Source organism: Kitasatospora sp. NPDC001261, from assembly GCF_042896795.1.
GTDB lineage: Bacteria > Actinomycetota > Actinomycetes > Streptomycetales > Streptomycetaceae > Kitasatospora.
In genome coordinates this window covers 236,087-256,267 of sequence record NZ_JBIAXP010000011.1, presented here as the reverse complement: position 1 = coordinate 256,267, position 20,181 = coordinate 236,087, and the positions used below count along the sequence as shown (strand labels likewise).

At 74.5% G+C, this 20,181-nt stretch carries 13 protein-coding genes and 1 riboswitch; of the genes, 11 read left to right on the top strand and 2 right to left on the bottom strand.

Annotated features, from left to right (window positions below; translation table 11 throughout):
* Positions 1-784 precede the first annotated feature (784 nt).
* On the top strand, positions 785-4,414 hold the full coding sequence (gene mfd / locus ACFY4B_RS17375) for a transcription-repair coupling factor (protein ID WP_074001293.1): 3,630 nt from the start codon (positions 785-787) through the stop codon (positions 4,412-4,414).
* Positions 4,415-4,535: 121 nt separating this feature from the next.
* Here the strand turns inward: mfd and ACFY4B_RS17370 are convergent, their stop codons facing one another.
* Positions 4,536-5,126, bottom strand: coding sequence for a DUF4352 domain-containing protein (locus ACFY4B_RS17370; RefSeq protein WP_380777768.1), 591 nt, complete (start codon positions 5,124-5,126; stop codon positions 4,536-4,538).
* Positions 5,127-5,370: 244 nt separating this feature from the next.
* Here ACFY4B_RS17370 and ACFY4B_RS17365 point away from each other — a divergent pair, with 244 nt between their 5' ends.
* The 4 genes from ACFY4B_RS17365 to ACFY4B_RS17350 all read left to right on the top strand — a co-directional run bounded on the left by ACFY4B_RS17365 (position 5,371) and on the right by ACFY4B_RS17350 (position 12,997).
* Positions 5,371-7,536, top strand: coding sequence for an N-6 DNA methylase (locus ACFY4B_RS17365; RefSeq protein ID WP_387968520.1), 2,166 nt, complete (start codon positions 5,371-5,373; stop codon positions 7,534-7,536).
* A gap of 305 nt (positions 7,537-7,841) precedes the next feature.
* Complete coding sequence (locus ACFY4B_RS17360) at positions 7,842-8,495, top strand: hypothetical protein (RefSeq protein WP_387968518.1); 654 nt, start codon at positions 7,842-7,844, stop codon at positions 8,493-8,495.
* Entirely contained in the window at positions 8,492-10,147 is a 1,656-nt protein-coding gene (locus tag ACFY4B_RS17355; protein ID WP_387968516.1) for a protein kinase, read from the top strand. Before ACFY4B_RS17360 ends, ACFY4B_RS17355 begins: the two co-directional genes overlap by 4 nt.
* Positions 10,148-11,953: 1,806 nt before the next feature.
* Positions 11,954-12,997 (top strand): MazG family protein, encoded by a 1,044-nt coding sequence (locus tag ACFY4B_RS17350; protein ID WP_241852759.1) that lies wholly within the window; start codon positions 11,954-11,956, stop codon positions 12,995-12,997.
* A 4-nt stretch (positions 12,998-13,001) separates the two neighbouring features.
* Here the strand turns inward: ACFY4B_RS17350 and ACFY4B_RS17345 are convergent, their stop codons facing one another.
* Positions 13,002-13,424, bottom strand: a complete 423-nt coding sequence (locus ACFY4B_RS17345; protein WP_049651970.1) for an SDR family NAD(P)-dependent oxidoreductase — start codon at positions 13,422-13,424, stop codon at positions 13,002-13,004.
* A 288-nt stretch (positions 13,425-13,712) separates the two neighbouring features.
* Between ACFY4B_RS17345 and ACFY4B_RS17340 the strand changes: the two genes are divergently transcribed.
* The 6 genes from ACFY4B_RS17340 (at position 13,713) to ACFY4B_RS17315 (ending at position 20,174) form a co-directional block, all read left to right on the top strand.
* On the top strand, positions 13,713-15,050 hold the full coding sequence (locus ACFY4B_RS17340; protein ID WP_387968514.1) for a cytochrome P450: 1,338 nt from the start codon (positions 13,713-13,715) through the stop codon (positions 15,048-15,050).
* Between the two features lie 221 nt (positions 15,051-15,271).
* Positions 15,272-15,440: riboswitch (cyclic di-AMP (ydaO/yuaA leader) on the top strand.
* A gap of 5 nt (positions 15,441-15,445) precedes the next feature.
* On the top strand, positions 15,446-16,351 hold the full coding sequence (locus ACFY4B_RS17335; protein WP_074001297.1) for a transglycosylase family protein: 906 nt from the start codon (positions 15,446-15,448) through the stop codon (positions 16,349-16,351).
* A gap of 339 nt (positions 16,352-16,690) precedes the next feature.
* Positions 16,691-17,977, top strand: a complete 1,287-nt coding sequence (gene eno, locus ACFY4B_RS17330; protein ID WP_049651968.1) for a phosphopyruvate hydratase — start codon at positions 16,691-16,693, stop codon at positions 17,975-17,977.
* Between the two features lie 94 nt (positions 17,978-18,071).
* Entirely contained in the window at positions 18,072-18,593 is a 522-nt protein-coding gene (locus tag ACFY4B_RS17325) for a septum formation initiator family protein (RefSeq protein WP_079271918.1), read from the top strand.
* Positions 18,565-19,236: a DUF501 domain-containing protein gene (locus ACFY4B_RS17320; protein ID WP_079271855.1), complete on the top strand. Its 672-nt coding sequence runs from the start codon at positions 18,565-18,567 to the stop codon at positions 19,234-19,236. The genes ACFY4B_RS17325 and ACFY4B_RS17320 overlap by 29 nt, the downstream gene beginning before the upstream one ends.
* The gene (locus ACFY4B_RS17315) at positions 19,233-20,174 is read left to right on the top strand and encodes an exopolyphosphatase (RefSeq protein ID WP_387968512.1); all 942 of its coding nucleotides are present in this window, start codon (positions 19,233-19,235) and stop codon (positions 20,172-20,174) included. The genes ACFY4B_RS17320 and ACFY4B_RS17315 overlap by 4 nt, the downstream gene beginning before the upstream one ends.
* The last annotated feature ends 7 nt before the right edge of the window (positions 20,175-20,181 follow it).

The window sequence follows — 20,181 nt, the reverse complement described above, 5'->3', positions numbered from 1 at the left end:
CTTCCTACGCCCCTGCGGCTTCCGCTCCCCGCGGATCTCGAAGTCCATCGCACCCCTTGAGCTGAGGTGTTGCGACGACCGTTAGAACCCAAGCACCGGGCGGGCCGGGGCCTTCGTCGCGCCGGGGTGCCGGTCGTGCCGGGGCGGGGGCGGGGACGGAACGGGGGGCCGGGTTCGGGATAGGACGGCGGCCGACGGGGTAGGCCCCGGGAACGAAAGAGGCCGAGACCCGTGGCGCCCTCCAGGAAAGGGCGCCACGGTTCCCGGCGCTTGGGCGGGCGCCCCCACCCAGGGCCGCCCGGCCTCGCACCTCCGACCCCCATCGGGGGTGCGACAGTGCCCCCACAGCCATCCCCCACGGTTGGGTGCGGCGGGCACGTTCACCATGGTGCGCGATCTCCATGGACGGCCAGTGACAGGAGTATGTCCAGTTCGTGGCGGATGGCCGTGCCCGGTTCGGTGCGGGTTCCGGTCGGTTCGTCCACCGGCCGGACCGGTGGTCCGTCCAGCCGTTCGTTCCCGGATGTGTTCCTGACAAAACTTGGGGCCGGCCCGGGGCGGGGGCCGACACCCCGGGCCCCGGTACGGCCCCGGCGCGGTCCTGGCGTGGCCCCCGGTCCGGCTTGGGTCCGGCCCCGCCGGAGCCGTGGACCGCGTGCGTGTCCGCGCCGCGGCGTAGGCTGGAGACCCCCGGCCGCTCGGCGTGCCGGGCCGTTCGCGTTGCCCCGGCGGGCCTTCGCCGCCCCGGGACAGCACCAGCCACGGGACGAAGAAGAGACCCCAGATGAGTCTGACCGGACTGCTCGATGTCGTCGCGCGGGACGCGGCGCTCGCCGAGGCCATCGAGGCGGCCACCGCCACCGGAGCCGCGGCCGGCGGACGCCGCCACCTGGACCTGGTCGGGCCGCCCGCCGCCCGGCCGTTCGCCATCGCCGCGCTGGCCCGCGCGCTCGCCGGGCAGGCCGCCGGGGAACGGGGCCGTCCGGTGCTGGCCGTCACCGCGACCGGCCGGGAGGCCGAGGACCTCGCGGCCTCGCTGCGCTCGCTGCTGCCCGCCGACGCCGTCGCCGAGTTCCCGGCCTGGGAGACCCTGCCGCACGAACGGCTGTCGCCCCGCTCGGACACCGTCGGGCGCCGGCTGGCCGTGCTGCGCCGGATCGTGCACCCGAGGGCGGACGACCCGGCGGCCGGGCCGGTCCAGGTGATCGTCGCCCCGGTCCGCTCGGTGCTCCAGCCGCAGGTCAAGGGGCTGGCCGAGCTGGAGCCGGTGGCCGTCCGGCGCGGTGAGTCGTACGACCTGGAGGAGGTGGCCCGCCGGCTCTCCGCCGCCGCCTACGCGCGCGTCGAACTGGTCGAGAAGCGCGGCGAGTTCGCCGTCCGCGGCGGCATCCTGGACGTCTTCCCGCCGACCGAGGAGCACCCGCTGCGGGTGGAGTTCTGGGGCGACGAGGTCGAGGAGGTCCGGTACTTCAAGGTCGCCGACCAGCGCTCGCTGGAGATCGCCGAGCACGGCCTGTGGGCGCCGCCCTGCCGGGAGCTGCTGCTCACCGACGAGGTGCGGGCCCGGGCCGCCGAGCTGGCCGCCGAGCACCCCGGGCTGGCCGAGATCCTCGACCGGATCGCCGAGGGGATCGCGGTCGAGGGCATGGAGTCGCTGGCGCCGGTGCTGGTGGACGACATGGAGCTGCTGCTGGACGTGCTGCCGCTCGGCTCCGTCACGGTGGTCTGTGACCCGGAGCGCGTCCGCACCCGGGCCGCTGACCTGGTCGCGACCAGCCAGGAGTTCCTGCACGCGTCCTGGGTCGCGGCTGCGGCGGGCGGGGACCGGCCGATCGACCTGGAGGCCATCGACGTCTCCGCCGCCTCGCTGCGCTCGCTCGCCGAGGTGCGCGAGCACGCCGCCGAGATCGGGCTGCCCTGGTGGTCGGTCAGCCCGTTCGCGACCAGCGAGTCGACGGTCGACGGCATCCTGGAGTTCGACGCCAACACGCTGACCCTCGGCATGCACGCCGTCGAGGCCTACCGGGGCGACACCGCCCGGGCGATCGCCGACGCCAAGGAGCGGCTGGCCGCCGACTGGCGGGTCGTCATGGTGACCGAGGGCCACGGCCCGGCCTCCCGGCTCGCCGAGGTGCTGGGCAACGAGGGCATCCCGGCCCGCCTCGTCGCCGACCTCGCCGAGGCGCCCACCCGGGACGTCGTCCACGTCTCCTGCGGCTCGATCGAGCACGGCTTCGTCGACGAGGACCTGAAGCTCACGGTCATCACCGAGACCGACCTGTCCGGCCAGAAGTCCTCCACCAAGGACATGCGCCGGATGCCCTCGCGCCGCCGCAACGCGATTGACCCGCTGGCGCTGGTGGCCGGCGACTACGTCGTCCACGAGGCGCACGGCGTCGGCAAGTACGTCGAGATGGTGCAGCGCACCGTCCAGGGTGCCACCCGCGAGTACCTGGTGCTGGAGTACGCCCCGGCCAAGCGCGGCCACCCCGGCGACCGGCTGTTCGTGCCGACCGACCAGCTCGACCAGGTCACCAAGTACGTCGGCGGCGAGGCCCCGACGCTGCACCGGCTCGGCGGCGCGGACTGGGCGAAGACCAAGCAGCGGGCCAAGAAGGCGGTCAAGGAGATCGCCGCCGACCTGATCAAGCTGTACTCGGCCCGGATGGCCGCCCCCGGCCACACCTTCGGCCCGGACACCCCGTGGCAGCGCGAGCTGGAGGACGCCTTCCCGTACGCGGAGACGCCCGACCAGCTGACCACCATCGCCGAGGTCAAGTCCGACATGGAGAAGTCCGTCCCGATGGACCGGCTGATCTGCGGCGACGTCGGCTACGGCAAGACCGAGATCGCGGTGCGGGCCGCGTTCAAGGCCGTGCAGGACGGCAAGCAGGTGGCGGTGCTGGTGCCGACCACGCTGCTGGTGCAGCAGCACTTCTCGACCTTCGCCGAGCGCTACGCCAACTTCCCGGTGACGGTGAAGGCGCTGTCCCGCTTCCAGACCGACAGCGAGGCCAAGGCCGTCCTGGAGGGGCTGTTCGAGGGCTCGGTGGACGTCGTCATCGGCACCCACCGGCTGTTCTCCTCCGAGACCAGGTTCAAGGACCTCGGCCTGGTCATCGTCGACGAGGAGCAGCGCTTCGGTGTCGAGCACAAGGAGCAGCTGAAGAAGCTGCGCGCCAACGTGGACGTGCTCACCATGTCCGCGACCCCGATCCCGCGCACCCTGGAGATGGCGGTCACCGGCATCCGCGAGATGTCCACCATCACCACCCCGCCGGAGGAGCGGCACCCGGTGCTGACCTTCGTCGGGCCGTACGACGAGAAGCAGATCTCGGCCGCGATCCGGCGTGAACTCCTGCGCGAGGGCCAGGTGTTCTACATCCACAACCGGGTGGAGTCGATCGACAAGGCGGCCGCCCGGCTGAAGGACCTGGTGCCCGAGGCGCGGATCGCCACCGCGCACGGGCAGATGGGGGAGACCCAGCTGGAGAAGGTCGTCGTCGACTTCTGGGAGAAGGAGTTCGACGTCCTGGTGTCGACCACGATCGTGGAGTCCGGCATCGACATCTCCAACGCCAACACCCTGATCGTGGAGCGCGGCGACACCTTCGGCCTCTCCCAGCTGCACCAGCTGCGCGGCCGGGTCGGCCGCGGCCGCGAGCGCGGCTACGCGTACATGCTGTACCCGCCGGAGAAGCCGCTCACCGAGACCGCGCACGAGCGGCTGGCCACCATCGCCCAGCACACCGAGATGGGCGCGGGCATGTACGTCGCGATGAAGGACCTGGAGATCCGCGGCGCGGGCAACCTGCTTGGCGGCGAGCAGTCCGGGCACATCGCGGGCGTCGGCTTCGACCTCTACATGCGGATGGTCGGCGAGGCGGTGGCGGAGTTCCGCGAGTCGCTGGCCGGCGGCGGGGAGGCGGAGGAGGAGCCGCTGGAGGTGAAGATCGAGCTGCCGGTCGACGCCCACGTGCCGCACGACTACGCGCCCGGCGAGCGGCTGCGGCTGCAGGCGTACCGCTCGATCGCCGCGGTCAACTCGGAGGAGGACATCCAGCAGGTCCGGGACGAGCTGGTGGACCGCTACGGCAAGCTGCCCGAGCCGGTGGAGAACCTGCTGCTGGTCGCGGCGCTGCGGCTGTACGCCCGGCGGTGCGGGATCTCGGACATCACCCTCCAGGGCTCCAACGTGCGCTTCGGGCCGGTGGAGCTGCGGGAGTCCCAGCAGCTGCGGCTGAACCGGCTCTACCCGCGCAGCCAGGTGAAGGCGGCGGCCCAGCAGCTGCTGGTGCCGCGCCCGAGCACCGGGCGGATCGGCGGCAAGCCGCTGGTCGGGCGGGAGCTGCTGGGCTGGTGCAGCGAGTTCCTGTCGGCGATGTTCGACGACCTGGCGGGGGCGAAGAAGTAGCGTCCGCCCCTCGGGTGGTCCACGGCGGTCTCGGGCTCTGCCCGGGGCCGCCGTTCCGTTTCTGTCCGCCTGCCTGTCCGTCCGCCTGAGCGGGGCGGGGCTGCGGCTGTGAACAGGGCTGTCAGCCGATCTTCCACTGGCCGGTCTGCGGGGCGAAGCCGCTGTCCAGGCCGAACTGGGCCTTGTCGAGCTTGACGTCCTTCGGGACCTCGAAGGTGACGAAGCCGAGGGCGCTCTCGCCGGGGGCGATGGTGGCCGGGACCTGGAAGCTCGGGCCGGCCTTGGTGTCGGCGACCGTGGTGCCGAAGGCCTGGCCCTGGGCGTCCAGCACCTTGGCGCCGTTGCCCGGGGCGTCGCTGTAGGCCTTCTTGCCGCTGGCCTTGATCCGGAACTGGACCGCGACGAAGCGCTTGCCGTCGGCCGGGTGGACGTACTCGTTGTCGGCCTCGGCGTTGTCGACCACCTTCACCAGCGTCACCTCGGCGGTGTCGGCCGGGTCGTTGCCCTTGAGCGGGATGGTGTCGCCGACCTGCGCCACCTTGGGGGCGTCGGCCGGCTTGCCGCCGCCGGCGGGCGCGCTCGCGGCGGCGCTCTGCTTGGGCTCGGTGGCGACGGACGGGCCGCCGGTGGAGTTGCACGCCGTCGCGGTGAGCGTGATCAGGGCGGCGCCCAGCAGCAGGGAGGCGGTGCGGCGGCGGGGGGTCGCGGACATGGGTGTTCTCCCGGTGATCGGTGGTCTTCCTGGCGCCGCCCCCGTTCGGTGGCGACGGAGAGATCACACCACTCGGGCGTGAACCATGTCAATGCGATTTCACAAAAGAGCTCTGTTCACATGTGAACTGGGATCGAGGGGCCCGTCGCTATGCTGTGCGGTCACAGCCCCGAGCCGCCCACCCCCGGTTCAGCGCCCAGCCCCCGCCCGCAGTGCGGTCGCAGCCCCCACCGAAGGAGCCCCCGTGCCGGACCGTCCCGAAGTGACCGCCGCCGAGATCGCCCGGCTGGCCGGCGTCGGCCGGGCCGCGGTCAGCAACTGGCGCCGCCGCCACCCCGACTTCCCGCGCCCGGTCGGCGGCACCGACGCCAGCCCGGCCTTCGCGCTCGCCGAGGTCGAGTCCTGGCTGCGCGCCCAGGGCAAGATCGCCGAACTCCCGCTGCTGGAGCGGGTCTGGCAGCTCGTCGACACCCTCCGCGACCCGGCCGGCCACCCCGCCGCCCCGCTGGTCGAGGCGGGCGCCCTGCTCCTGCTGCTGCACCGCGAGCCCGGACAGTGGGCCGAACTCGCCGACCGGCCCGACACCCGACTCGCCCTCGCACTGCCCCGGGCCGTCGCCGGCACCGCCGTGCACGCCTTCGGCCCGGACGGCGCCCGCACCCTCGGCCTCCCCGGCCTGCTCGGCAGCACCCAGCTGGACCTCGCCCGGCTGCTCGCCGAACTCGCCGCCCAGGCCGGCCCGGTCGGCGCGTACGAGCAGCTGCTCACCCGGTACGCCGAGGCCAACACCCGCCAGCTCAGCCCCACCCCGCCGGAGGCCGCCGAGCTGCTCGCCGCCGTCGCCGGCGTCCCCGCCACCGTGCTCGACCCGGCCGTCGGCCTCGGCTCCGTCCTGCTCGCCCACCCGCCGACCACCGGCCGCTACGGCCAGGACGCCGACCCGGTCGCCGCCGCCCTCGCCCGGCTCCGGATCGCCCTGCACACCCCCGCCGACGAGCCCGGCCCGCTGCCGCTCGACCTGCGGGCCGGCGACGCCCTGCGCGCCGACGGCTTCCCCGGCGACACCTTCGAGGCGGTGCTCTGCCAGCCCCCGTACAACGAGCGCGACTGGGGCCACGACGAGCTGCAGTACGACACCCGCTGGCCCGGCGGGCTCGTCCCGCCGCGCGGCGAGTCCGAACTCGCCTGGGTGCTGCACTGCCTCGCCCACACCCGCCCCGGCGGCCTCGCCGCGCTGCTGCTCCCGCCGACCGTCGCCGCCCGCCGGGCCGGCCGCCGCATCAGGGCCGAACTGCTGCGCTCCGGCGCGCTGCGGGCCGTCATCGCGCTGCCGGCCGGCGCCGCCCCGCCGTACGGCGTCCCGCTGCACCTGTGGGTGCTGCGCGCGCCCCTGCCGGGAAGCGACTTCCGCCAGGTGCTGATGCTGGACGCCGGGGCGTCGGCCTCCGGCCCGGCACCCACCGGACCGGGCGGGGCCGCCGGGGCGCAGGCCGCCGAGGGGGGCCGGGACAAGGTCGACTGGACCGGGCTGCGCCGCACCGTCCTGGACGCCTGGCGCGGCTTCGACCTCGCCGCGCGCGAGGGCCTGCCGGTCCCCGCCGACCGCCCCGGCGTCCACCGGGTGATGGCCGCCATCGACCTGCTCGACGACGAGACCGACCTCTCCCCGGCCCGGCACGTCCCGCCCGCCACCCCGCTCGGCGGCGCGGCCGAACTCTCCCACCTCGGCGGCCGGCTCGCCGAACTGCTGGCCGACCTGCCCGACCCGGTCACGCTGCTGCCGCGGCCGGGCGCCGCGACCGACGGCGCCTCCGGTGCCGTGCCCGTCGGGGTGGTCACCATCGGCGAGCTGGTCCGCGGCGGCGCGCTGGAGGTGTACTCCTCCGGCACCGGTGCCGCCACCCGGCCGGCCGGTTCGGGCGGCACCCCCGTCGTCACCGACCAGGACCTCGCCACCGGAGCCGCCCCCAGCGCCGTCCTCGCCACCGGCCCCGGCCCGGCCGGGGACGTCCGTACCCGCCCCGGCGACGTCCTGGTCCCCGCCCTCGGCGGCGGCACCGCCCGGGTCGTCCCCGCCGAGGGCCCGCTGGTCGGCGCCGCCCTCGGCCGCCAACTCCACCTCCTGCGGCCCGACCCCGCCGCCCTCGACCCCGAGTTCCTGGCCGGCCAGTTCCGCTCCACCGCCGGCACCCGACGCGCCGCCAGCCACGCCACCACCACCGCCCGCCTCGACATCCGCCGCGTCGAACTGCCCCGCCTCCCACTCCCCGCCCAGCACCGCCTCGGCACCGCCTTCGCCCGCCTCGCCGCCTTCGACGCCGCCCTCACCCAGGCCGCCGCCCTCGGCCGCGGCCTCACCCGGGCCGCCACCGACGCCCTGGCGACCGGCGCCCTGGCGCCGCCGGAGTAGGGCACACCTCCCAGCGGTGCACGCACCCCGAGGCCGCGTGCGGCTCCGACGTGGACGGCCGGTCCCGCCCCGGGGCCCGTCCTCGGGTCGGCGTCGCGCCCCGCTCCGGTGGGCGGCGGTGTCCCCAGGTGGGACGGGGTCCGTTCCGGAGGTGACCACGGCTCAGTACCGGCGCGGTACCGGCGTGATACCGATGCGGCAGCAGGCGGACGGAAGCCCTCCGGGGCGACCGGGCCTGGCGGTACGGTGGGCGCAGCCGTTCGCACCGTCCGTCGGTGCCGGTCCTCACCAGCTCAGGAGCGCGCATGTCAGGGCAGTACCCCGGGCAGTTCGGACCGCCGCCCGGCGGAACGCCGTACGGGCCGGGGCCGGGGCCGGGGTACGCGCCGGGCACGGTGCCGGGCGGGCGGCCGGGTGGGCTGCCCCGGCCGGTGGCGGTGGCCGGACAGGCTCCGGTACCCGGGCGGTTCGGGGTGGTCGCGCGAGTGCTCTGCGCGCTGGCCCCGCTGCTCACCTTCGGCCTGCTCGGGGCCGTCCCCTCGCTGCTGCTGGCGGTCCGGCGCCGACGGGCGTACGACATCCTCGGCGCGGCGGTGTTCTGCGCGCTGCTGCTCACCATGATCGTCTCCGCCGGGATCGCGGGCACCCTGAAGAATCCGGCCGCCGACACCACCGGCTCGATCACCCTGGCCGTGCTCTGGCTCCTGCCGACGGCGCACTTCCTGGTGATGGACAGCCGCGCGGTCTGGCTGGCCGGGCGGCCGGCGCCGCGGGCCGTACCGCAGGCCGTTTCGCCGTACGCGGTGCCCGACGTCTCGCCGTACGCGGCGACCGTACCGGGGTACGGCGTGCCCGCTCCCGCCGCCCAGGGCCCGGTGACCCCGGCCCCCGAGACCGCCCACGACCTGCGCGAGCTGGGCGAGTTGCTGCGCCGCCAGGCCCGCGAGGACCGGCCGTGACCGCCACCCGGCTGATCGCCGGCCGTTACCGGCTCACCGAGAAGATCGGCCACGGCGGCATGGGCCAGGTCTGGGCCGGCCAGGACGAACGGCTGTACCGCCCGGTCGCGGTCAAGCTGCTCCGCCCCGAGCACCTGGTCCCCGGCGGGACCGGCTCCGGCGGCGAACGGGCCCGCCACGGTGACGAGTTGCGCCGCCGCTTCCTGCGCGAGTGCCGGGTCACGGCCGCGCTCGACCACCCCGGGCTGGTCACCGTCTTCGACGCGGGCGAGGACGAGGGCGAGCTCTACCTCGTCATGCAGCGCATCCCCGGCGTCAGCCTGGCCGACCTCATCGCCGAGGACGCGCCCTTCCCGATCGAGCGCGCGGCGGCCGTCGCCGCGCAGCTGTGCACCGCGCTGGCCGCCGTCCACGCCATCCCGGTGGTCCACCGCGACCTCAAGCCGAGCAACGTCATGGTCCGCGAGGACGGCCGCACCGTCCTGCTCGACCTCGGTATCGCCACCGCCCTCGACACCGAGACCACCCGGCTCACCCTCACCGGCGTGCCCGTCGGCAGCCCCTCCTACATGGCCCCCGAACAGGCCCTCGCCGCCACCACCGACCCGCGCAGCGACCTCTACGCGCTCGGCTGCCTGCTGCACGAGATGCTGGCCGGGGAGGAGCCGTTCCGGGCCCCCACCGCGCTCGGCGTCCTGCGCCGGCACGTCGACGAACCGCCCGTCCCGCTGCGGGAGTTGCGCCCCGAGGTGCCGCAGCCGCTGGAACAGCTGGTGCTCGACCTGCTCGCCAAGCAGCCCGCCGACCGCCCGGCCGACGCCCGGACCGTCTACGCGCGGCTGCTCCCGCTGCTGCCCCCGGCCGACGGCGCCCCGCAGCCCCGCTACACCCCGCTGCCGGACCCGGCCCGGCCCTTCCGCTACCCGCACCAGCCGCAGCCGCCGGCCGAGGCTGCCGCGCCGGTTGCCCCGGCCGCCCCGCCGTCGGCGGTCCGCTCCGAGCCACGACCCTTCCTCATCCCGCCCGCGCCTTCGACCCCTCCGACCCCACCCCCGGTTCCCGCGGGCCCGGACCTCGGCGACGAGTGCGCCCGGCTCTCCGACCTGGTCGACGCCGGCCGCCACACCGAGGTACTCGGCCTCGCCGCCCGCCTGCTGCCCCGGGCCGAGGCCGAACTCGGCGACGCCGCGCCCCTGGTGCGCACCATCCGCAGCATCTACGCCCGCACCCTCCTGCACGAGGGCCACCCCCAGCAGGCCCTCCCCGAGTACCGCCGCCTCGCCGCCACCGCCGACGGCGGCCCGCACGGACCCCAGGGCCTCGACCACCGCTACCGCGCCGCCATCTGCCTCGACCGGCTCGGCCACGGCCCCGAAGCCCTCGCCGAGTACCAGGCCCTCCTCACCGCCCACACCACCCGCCTCGAAGCCGGCCTCGACACCGACCCCGAGCGCGGCTACGACCTCCGCGAACGCATCGGCCTCCACCTCGCCGCCACCGGAGACCCCCAGAACGCCTGGCAGTGGCTCCTCCCCCTCCTCCTCGAACGCGAACGCCGCGACGGCCCCCACCACCCCACCGTCCGCCGCCTCCGCCAATCCCTCTCCACCCTCACCCCCACCGCCACCCCCTGGCCCTCGCCCCGCCCCTGAGGCGGCGGCTCGTCGGGCGGGCCGTGTGGGAGGAGACCGCTTCGCCCTCACCCCCACCGCCACCTCCTGGCTCCCATCCCGCCGAGGCGGTGGCTCGTCGGGCGGGCCGTGGGGTGGGGACCGCTTCACCCTCACTTTCACCGCCGCTTCCTGGACCGCGCCCCGTCTCTGAGGGGGCGCGGCGTCGGGCGGGCTGTGGGGAGGGGACTGCTTCGTCCTCACTCTCACCGCCACTCCCCGGCCCCCACCCCGCCGCTGAGCGAGCGGGGCATCGGGCAGGCAAGGGGAGGAGACCGCGCCACCCTCACCCCGACCGCCACCCCTGGCTCCCGCCCCGCCACTGAGGGAGCGGCTCGTCAGGTGGGCCGTGGAGAGGAGACCGTTCCACCCTCACCCCCACCGCCGCCCCTTGGCCCCCATCCCGCCGCTGAGGGGGTGGGGTGTCGGGCGGGCCGTGGGGTGGGGACTGCTTCACCCTCACTTTCACCGCCGCTTCCTGGACCGCGCCCCGTCTCTGAGGGGGCGCGGCGTCGGGGGGGCTGTGGGGAGGGGACCGCCGTGGTCGGTGCCGGACGACCTGTGGGGCAGGACCGAGCCGCCGCTGCCGGTGCGGCAGCAGCGGCTCCATGGATCCGGCTGCCCGCCGTTGGACGACCGGAGCCGCCTGCCGCAGGAGTGCGGCTTCGGGACTGGCACGCACCGGGACGGGGGAGCGGCCGCCTCAGCTGCCGTCGACCGGGCGGCACCGTGCCGGTGACGTGGACCGGTCGCGGGTGGCGATCGACGGCTCGCATCGGCGGGCCCACCGTGGCGGCCCACAACGGGAGCGGGTCCGGTCGGCCGCGCCGTGCGGGGCTCGGAGCGGCATGTGGCGGCTGGTGGTCAGGAGCGTCATGTTGACCGGCGGCTCGCATCGTTGGGTTCGTCGCGGTGGCCCGCACGGGGGTCGGGTCCGGTCGGCTGCGCCGGTTCGAATCCGGAGCGCCGTGTGACGGTTGGCGGCCGGGGCATGCCGTCGGCTGTCATGCCGGGAGGTGGCTCCGCGCTGTTGGGGCCGTCGCGGTGACTGGCAAGGCGGCTGGGTCCGTCGGCTGCGCCGGGCCGGGTTCGAGGCGCCGTGTGACGGCTGGTGGCTGGCACATGCTGTCGGCTGTCACGCCAACCGGCGGCAACCGCCACGACAGCACCTGGCGCCTGCCCCTCCTGGGCGCCGTCCTCCGTCGCCGGTTGCGGCTCGGGCGCACCGGCCGCCGGATGACCGCGTGGGCGTGGCGTTCCCCCGTGCGGGCGCCGACTGGTGCGGGTGGGAGTAGGAAGTCGGCCGGGTCGACTTCCTGTGCTTGTGCGGGCGTGGTGGGGGACGGCGGGGCTGGGGCGTCGGGTAGCGGCGGCTGAGGCTGGCTTTCCGCGCTGCCTGGGATGCCGTCTCCAGTAGCCGGTTGCGGCTCGGGCGCACCGGCCGCCGGACGACCGTGTGGATGTGGTGTTTCCCTGGGCGGCGCCTCCCGGCGCGGGGTGGGGGTGCGGGAGTAGGAAGTCGGCCGGGTCGACTTCCTGTGCTCGCGTGGGTGCGTGGGGGCCTCGGGGATGGTGGTCTGGCCGGTTTGGGGAAGTGGGAAGTCGGCCGGGTCGACTTTCTGTGCTCGCGTGGATGCGTGGGGGCCTCGGGGATGGTGGTCTGGCCGGTGCGGGGGAGTGGGAAGTCGGCCGGGTCGACTTCCTGTGCGCGTGCGGGCGGGGTGGGGACAGCGGGGTGGTGGCTTCCCGGCCCGGCCCGGGGTGGGGGTGCGGGGGTAGGTTCGGGGGGTGACGACGAATGCTGTGCCGACGGAGACTCCGGGCGCGAAGTTGATCCTGCTGACCACCACCCACCGGGTGGCTCCCGGCCTGCTGGCGTGGCCGGCGTGGGAGGCGTTGCGGTCGGCGGGGCGGGTGCTGGTGGGGGACGAGGGGCATCCGCAGGTGGCGGCGGTGCGGCAGGCCGGGGTGGTCGTGGAGGCGGTGCCGGCCGGGTCGGCGCCCGCGTTGGCGCGGCTGCTGACGGGGCAGCCCGCGGGGGCCGGGCCGACGGTGTGGCTGGGCAGCCCGGACGGGGACCCGGGGCTGACCGACGCGCTGGCGCGGCTGGCGGTGGAGCACGCCGGCGAGGTGCCGGAGATCGAGGTGCTGCCCGGCTCGTACGACCTGCCGGGGTCGCGGCTGCTGGACCTGGTGACGGTGATGGACCGGCTGCGCTCCCCGGGCGGTTGCCCCTGGGACGCCGAGCAGACGCACGAGAGCCTGGTGAAGTACCTGGTCGAGGAGGCGTACGAGCTGGTCGAGGCGATCGAGGCGGGGGACCGGGAGACGCTGCGCGAGGAGCTGGGCGACGTCCTGTTCCAGGTGTTCTTCCACTCCCGGATCGCCGAGGACCACCCGACGGAGCCGTTCACCGTCGACGACGTGGCCGGGGACATCGTCGAGAAGCTGATGTACCGGCACCCGCACGTGTTCGGGAACGTCGAGGTCGAGGGCGCCACGGAGGCGGAGGCGAACTGGGAGCAGCTGAAGGCGGCCGAGAAGGCGGACCGCGAGTCGGTGCTGGATGGCGTGCCGGCCGGGCTGCCCTCGCTGGCGTACGCGGCGAAGCTGGTGTCGCGGGTGCGCCGGGCGGGTTTCACGGGGGTGCCGGACGAGGCGTACGGGCTGCCGGCCGAGCTGACGGCCGATTCGGCGGGCCGGCTGCTGCTCGCGGTGGTGCAGCGGGCGCACGACGCGGGGGTGGACGTGGACGCCGCGCTGCGGTCGGCCGCGCGCGGTTACCGGGACGCGGTGCGCGCGGCCGAGGGCCTCGGTCCGGTCGGGGAGTAGGCGCTCAGGCCGCCGTGGCGGTGCGCTCGGGGCGCCGCTGCGGCGGGACGAGTTCGCCGATGGCCTCGCCGACGAGGAGGACGAGTTCGGCGAGCCGTTCCAGGTCGAGGTGGTCGGGCAGGTCCGCCAGCGAGATGATCCGCTCGCCGTCGGGGCCGGCCACGGCGAACAGGTCGATCGGCCCGAGGTGCTTCTCGGCGGTGTCCACGAGGGCGGCGACGTCGCTGGGGCGGCGGATGTCGCCGCAGACGCCGACGACGGGGCAGCCCGGCCGGTCGAGTTCGGCGGCGAGGTCCTCGGCGATGCCGGCGTACTGGTCGGCGATGAGCATTCCGGCGGTGCCGGCGGCGGCGAACCGGCGGGCGAGGCCCGCGCCCGACCCGCCGTCGAGGACCGCGATGACGACGACTGACCCGCTGACCCGCATGGTCTGCTCCTCCCTGTGGGCGACACCGCACCGGCGCCCACGCGTACTGCGGAGGATCGTAGGCACGTCCTGACCCTCCGCAACAGGGATTACCCCTCAGGTGACCAGGCTCACGCCCGCCCCGCGGCCAAGAGTCGGCCAAGAGCTGTCCACGGACCGGCCACGGACCGGCCACGGAGTGTTGGCACGCCCGACGCGTCCGGTCGCGGAAGCGCGGCGGAGGAGTGGCGGGGAAGCGGCGCCCCGCCGGAGGGAGGGCGCGCCCGTCGCACCGGATACGGTCGGTCCATGCCAGCTCAGCCCGTCCCCGCCCGGCCCGCCGCCCCGTCGTCCGACGCCCCCGCCCCGCAGCTGTTCACCTGGGAGTTCGCCGCCGACCCGTACCCCGCCTACGCCTGGTTGCGCGAGCACTCCCCGGTGCACCGCACCACCCTGCCGAGCGGGGTGGAGGCCTGGCTGGTGACCAGGTACGCGGACGCCCGGCAGGCGCTCGCGGACAGCCGGCTGTCGAAGAACCCGGCGCACCACAGCGGGCAGGCGCACCGCACCGGCCGGGTGGGCATCCCGGGGGAGCGGCAGGCGGACCTGATGACCCACCTGCTGAACATCGACCCGCCGGACCACACCCGGTTGCGCCGGCTGGTGTCGAAGGCGTTCACCCCGCGCCGGGTGGCCGAGTTCGAGCCGCGGGTGCAGCAGCTCACCGACCGGTTGATCGACGGCTTCGCGCAGCGCGGTTCGGCGGACCTGATCCACGAGTTCGCGTTCCCGCTCCCCATCTACGCGATCTGCGACATGCTCGGGGTGCCGGCCGAGGACCAGGACGACTTCCGCGACTGGGCCGGGATGATGATCCGCCACGGCGGGGGCCAACGCGGCGGCGTGGGGCGGGCGGTGAAGCGGATGCGGGCGTACCTGCTGGAGCTGATCCACCGCAAGCGGGCGGACCTCGGGGACGACCTGATCTCGGGCCTGATCCGGGCCGGCGACCACGGTGAGCACCTGACCGAGAACGAGGCCGCGGCGATGGCCTTCATCCTCCTGTTCGCGGGTTTCGAGACCACCGTGAACCTGATCGGCAACGGCACCTACGCGCTGCTGCGCAATCCGGAGCAGCGCCGGCTGCTGCAGGAGTCGGTGGTGCGCGGGGAGAGCGCGCTGCTGGAGACCGGGATCGAGGAACTCCTGCGCTACGACGGGCCGGTGGAGCTGGCGACCTGGCGGTTCGCGACCCGTCCGCTGACCATCGGCGGGGTGGACATCCCGGTCGGCGACCCGGTGCTGGTGGTGCTGGCCGCGGCGGACCGCGACCCGGCCCGGTTCGCGGCGGAGAACACCCTGGACCTGGCCCGGAAGGACAACCCCCACCTGGGCTTCGGGCACGGCATCCACTACTGCATCGGCGCTCCGCTGGCGCGGCTCGAAGGGCGTGCCGCGCTGGCCACGCTGCTTTCCCGGCTGCCCGATCTGCGGCTCGCGGAAAGCCCGGAGAATCTGCGCTGGCGGGGTGGTCTGATCATGCGTGGCCTGCGCGAACTCCCGGTGGAATTCAGTCCGGAGAGCCGTTCCCCGCACGCCCCTCTGCACCCCGTTCCGGATGCCTCTTCGACGCCTCCGACCTGCTGAGATCACGCTGACGGGAGGTCGCCGATTGCCCGCCGACGGGGGTGTGAACACCCATCAATCCGGACATAACGCCGCTGTTGGTAGGCGATCGGACACGGGCCGTAATTGTTGTGTGATATCGGTGATATGAGCTTGTGATTGGTCTGATGATCTGTCTACTCTCCCTGGAGTTCGCAGCTGCGGACCTCGTACGCGGAACGCCGAATCCTGCCCGCCGCGTCACGGGAAACCGACCAGAACCCTGGGCAGGGGCGGGGGAACCAGGTTTGTTGCCGTCTCCCCACGGCTTGGGGTGAAGCCGCCCGAGCGGAATCGTTTCCGCGTACGGCGGCCGGGCCACCTCCCGGTCCGAACCCGACAGCTCACCTCGCAGGCGTACGGAGAGGGACCTCTTCATGCTGTTCGTTGGAACTGGCCGTCACCGTCGTCGCACCCAGGCCGAGAAGGCCATCGCCGTCGCCGGTGTGGCCGGCGTCGGACTCGCGATGCCGCTCCTCACCGCCACCGGCGCCTCCGCCGCCCCGGCCTCCACCTGGGACTCCGTCGCCCAGTGCGAGAGCGGCGGCAACTGGAGCATCAACACCGGCAACGGCTTCTACGGCGGCCTCCAGTTCACGTCCAGCACCTGGAAGGCGTACGGCGGCACCGCCTACGCGGCGCAGGCCAACCAGGCCAGCAAGGCCCAGCAGATCTCGGTCGCCGAGAAGGTGCTGGCCTCGCAGGGTCCGGGCGCCTGGCCGGTCTGCTCCCAGAAGGCCGGTCTGACCAAGGGCGGTGCCCCGGCCTCGGTCGACACCTCCTCGGACGCCAAGCCGCAGTCCGCCCCCAAGCAGCAGGCCCCGAAGCCCGCCGCCAAGCCGGCCGAGAAGCCGGTCGCGCAGAAGCCCGCCGCCCAGAAGCCGGCCCAGAAGCCCGCCGCGCAGCCGGTCCAGCAGGTCGCCCCGCAGCAGCAGGCGCAGCCGCAGACCCCGGGCTTCTCCGGCAAGGCCGGCTGGGACGCCGACGCCAAGGTGTACTGGTACCAGAACAACGGCGGCTGGTACTGGACCAGCCACCAGAGCGTCTACCAGCAGTACGCCGGCCAGGCCGCCGCCCAGCCGCAGTACGCCCCGCGCGCCGCGCAGCAGGCCCCGCAGGCCGCCGGCCACGACTACACCGTCCGTGCCGGTGACACCCTGTCGACCATCGCCGCCGCCCAGGGCGTGTCCGGCGGCTGGAGCGCGCTGTACGAGCAGAACCACTCCACCGTCGGCGGCGACCCGAACCTGATCATGCCCGGCCAGGTGCTGCACCTCGGCTGAGCCGCCCCGCCCGACGCCGGCAGCACCCCGAGGCCGGGGTGCCCGCCGGGGGCGCCCGCCGCCGCGCCGGAGCGCTCGGCGTCGACGCCGCTCCACCCCGCCGTCCGAAGGGGGCCGGTCCTACCGGTCCCCTTCGTCCGCATTCGCCCGCTCCGGTGGGACAAGCTGGGACAAGCAGGTGAACTACCGGTGGGTAGCAGGGCCACACGGTGAGACGGGACCGAGGCCGACGCGGCCACGGCAGCCCGGGCGGTTAGGCTCTGGTCGTAACGACTCCGCAATCGTCCTGCTGGCAGCACCACCGTCAGACCGGACCCTGCTCTCGCAAGGAGATGCCTCGTGCCGTCCATCGATGTCGTCGTAGCCCGTGAGATCCTCGACTCCCGCGGCAACCCCACGGTCGAGGTCGAGGTCGGCCTCGACGACGGCAGCACGGGTCGTGCCGCTGTCCCGTCGGGTGCCTCCACCGGTGCCTTCGAGGCGCTGGAGCTGCGCGACGGCGACAAGAACCGCTACTTCGGCAAGGGCGTCGAGAAGGCCGTCCTGGCCGTCATCGAGCAGATCGGCCCGGAGCTGGTCGGCTACGACGCCACCGAGCAGCGCCTGATCGACCAGGCCATGCTGGACCTGGACGCCACCCCGGACAAGTCCTCGCTCGGCGCCAACGCCATCCTGGGCGTCTCGCTGGCCGTCGCGCACGCCGCCTCCGAGGCCAGCGACCTGCCGCTGTTCCGCTACCTGGGCGGCCCGAACGCGCACGTCCTGCCGGTCCCGATGATGAACATCCTCAACGGCGGGTCGCACGCGGACTCCAACGTCGACATCCAGGAGTTCATGATCGCCCCGATCGGCGCGGAGTCCTTCTCCGAGGCCGTCCGCTGGGGCGTCGAGGTCTACCACACGCTCAAGGGCGTGCTGAAGGAGCGCGGCCTGTCCACCGGTCTGGGCGACGAGGGCGGCTTCGCCCCGAACCTGGACTCCAACCGCGAGGCCCTGGACCTCATCGTCGAGGCCATCGAGAAGGCCGGCTACGTGCCCGGCCGTGACGTCGCGCTGGCCCTGGACGTCGCCTCCTCCGAGTTCTACGAGGACGGCGCCTACCGGTTCGAGGGCAAGGACCTCACCGCCGCCGAGCTCATCGAGTACTACGCCGAGCTGGTCGCCGCCTACCCGCTGGTCTCCATCGAGGACCCGCTGGACGAGTCGGACTGGGCCGGCTGGAAGGCCATGACCGACAAGCTGGGCGACAAGGTCCAGCTGGTCGGCGACGACCTGTTCGTCACCAACCCGGCCCGTCTGGCCCGCGGCATCGAGACCGGCACCGCCAACGCGCTGCTGGTGAAGGTGAACCAGATCGGTTCGCTGACCGAGACCCTGGACGCCGTCGAGCTGGCCCAGCGCAACGGCTACCGCTGCATGATGTCGCACCGCTCCGGCGAGACCGAGGACGTCACCATCGCCGACCTGGCCGTCGCCACCAACTGCGGCCAGATCAAGACCGGTGCCCCGGCCCGTTCCGAGCGCGTCGCCAAGTACAACCAGCTGCTGCGCATCGAGGAGATCCTCGACGACGCCGCCGAGTACGCCGGCCGCGGCGCCTTCCCGCGCTTCCGCCACGAGGGCTGAGCGCTCCCGGTAGCGCACGCCTGACCGGTGCCCCGCCGTTCACCCCGTAGGGTGGACGGCGGGGCACCGTCGCGACCAGGAGGGGATACGGGAGATGGCTGGCTGGAGGATCCCGGGCTTGGCGGCCCGGCCCCGGTTCACGAGCCGGGCGACCGTCCTCGTCCTGGTGCTCTGCTCGCTGGTGGCGATCCTCGCCTACCCGACGCGGCAGTTCATCTCCCAGCGCGCCGAGATCTCCGCCCAGCGGGCGAAGGCCGACCACGCGCGCCAGCAGGTCGAGCAGCTGCGCCGGGAGAAGGCCCGCTGGCAGGACCCGGAGTACGTCAAGGCGCAGGCCCGCGCCCGGCTGCACTACGCGGTGCCGGGGGAGACCCCGTACATCGCGGTGGACCCGGCCGGTCAGGCCTCCGCCAGGACCTCCTCGTCCGCGGGCGGGGCCGCCTCCGGGCCGAACGCGGCGCCCGGCGGCGCCGCCGGCCAGGCGAAGGCCGCCAAGCCCTGGTATGCCAGCATCTGGGACTCGGTGGACGCCGCCGACACCGCCGCGGCGGCCCCCGCCACCCCCCTTCCCCTCCCACCGTCCCCCGTTGGAGACACCTCCCCCCATGACCACTGAGAACCACCCCACCGTCTCCGACGCCGACGTCGCGGCCATCGCCGCCCAGCTCGGCCGGGTGCCGCGCGGCCTGCGCGGCGTGGCGCACCGCTGCCCCTGCGGCAACCCGGACGTCGTGGAGACGGCTCCCCGGCTGCCGGACGGCACGCCGTTCCCCACGCTCTACTACCTGACCTGCCCCAAGGCCGCCTCGCTGATCGGCACCCTGGAGGCGGAGGGCGTGATGAAGGACCAGAGCGCCCGGCTCGCCGAGGACCCGGAGCTGGCCGCCGCCTACCAGAAGGCGCACGAGGACTACATCGCCCGGCGCGACGCGATCGAGGTGCTGGAGGGCTTCCCGAGCGCCGGCGGCATGCCGGACCGGGTGAAGTGCCTGCACGTGCTGGTCGGCCACTCGCTGGCGGCCGGCGAGGGCGTCAACCCGCTCGGAGACGAGGCGATCGGCATGCTGGAGGACTGGTGGGCCAAGGGCCCGTGCGTCTCCCCGGCCGAGGTCGAGGCAGCCGGCGAGCGGGTCGCCCGCAACCGCGCCAAGGAGCAGGACCACGAGGCCGTGATCGCCGCCAAGCAGCAGAAGGCCGCCGAGCGCGCCGCGAAGAAGCGGGCCGCCGAGGACGCCGCGGCGGAGCGGGAGTCCGAGTGAGCGCGACCCGGGTGGCCGCGATCGACTGCGGCACCAACTCGATCCGCCTGCTGGTCGCCGACCTCGACCCGGAGACCGGGGCGATCACCGACCTGGACCGCCGGATGATCGTCAACCGGCTGGGCCAGGGCGTGGACCGGACCGGCCGGCTGCACCCGGACGCGCTGGCCCGCACCTTCGCGGCCTGCCGGGAGTACCAGGAGATCATCTCCGGCTTCGGGGTCGGCCCCGAGCGGGTCCGCTTCGTCGCCACCAGCGCCTCCCGGGACGCCGAGAACAGCGACGAGTACGTCAAGGGCGTGCGCGACATCCTGGGCGTCGAGCCCGAGGTGGTGAGCGGCGAGGAGGAGGCGCACCTGTCCTTCGTGGGCGCCACCAAGGAGCTGACCGGCGGTCAGTTCCCCGGCCCGTACCTGGTGTTCGACCTCGGCGGCGGCTCCACCGAGTTCGTGCTCGGCACGGACGACGTGCAGGCGGCGCGCTCGGTGGACATCGGCTGCGTGCGGCTCACCGAGCGGTACTTCGGCGACGCCGAGCTGCCCTCCGAGGCGCAGGTCGAGGCCGCCCGGGCGCACGTGCGGGCCGAGCTGGACCGGGCCGAGGAGGTCGTCCCGCTGACCGGCGCGGCCACCCTGGTGGGCCTGGCCGGGACGGTCACCACGGTGTCCGCGATCGCCCAGGGCCTGCCCGGCTACGACTCGGCGGCGATCCACCACTCGCGGATCAGCCGGGAGCGGGTCGCCGGGATCGCCCGGGAGCTGCTGGCCGCCACCCACGCCGAGCGCGCGGCCATCCCGTCGATGCACCCGGGCCGGGTGGACGTGATCGCGGCCGGGGCGCTGGAACTGCTGGAGATCATGGAGCGCACCGGCGCCGCCGAGGTGGTCGTGAGCGAGCACGACATCCTGGACGGAATCGCCTTCGGTATCGCCTCCTGACCCCGTG

Excerpts from the sequence above, each read along its gene's own strand:
- mfd (WP_074001293.1), top strand. The coding sequence starts at position 785 with ATGAGTCTGACCGGACTGCTCGATGTCGTCGCGCGGGACGCGGCGCTC.
- ACFY4B_RS17370 (WP_380777768.1), bottom strand. The coding sequence starts at position 5,126 with ATGTCCGCGACCCCCCGCCGCCGCACCGCCTCCCTGCTGCTGGGCGCC.
- ACFY4B_RS17360 (WP_387968518.1), top strand. The coding sequence starts at position 7,842 with ATGTCAGGGCAGTACCCCGGGCAGTTCGGACCGCCGCCCGGCGGAACG.
- ACFY4B_RS17345 (WP_049651970.1), bottom strand. The coding sequence starts at position 13,424 with ATGCGGGTCAGCGGGTCAGTCGTCGTCATCGCGGTCCTCGACGGCGGG.
- ACFY4B_RS17340 (WP_387968514.1), top strand. The coding sequence starts at position 13,713 with ATGCCAGCTCAGCCCGTCCCCGCCCGGCCCGCCGCCCCGTCGTCCGAC.
- ACFY4B_RS17335 (WP_074001297.1), top strand. The coding sequence starts at position 15,446 with ATGCTGTTCGTTGGAACTGGCCGTCACCGTCGTCGCACCCAGGCCGAG.
- ACFY4B_RS17325 (WP_079271918.1), top strand. The coding sequence starts at position 18,072 with ATGGCTGGCTGGAGGATCCCGGGCTTGGCGGCCCGGCCCCGGTTCACG.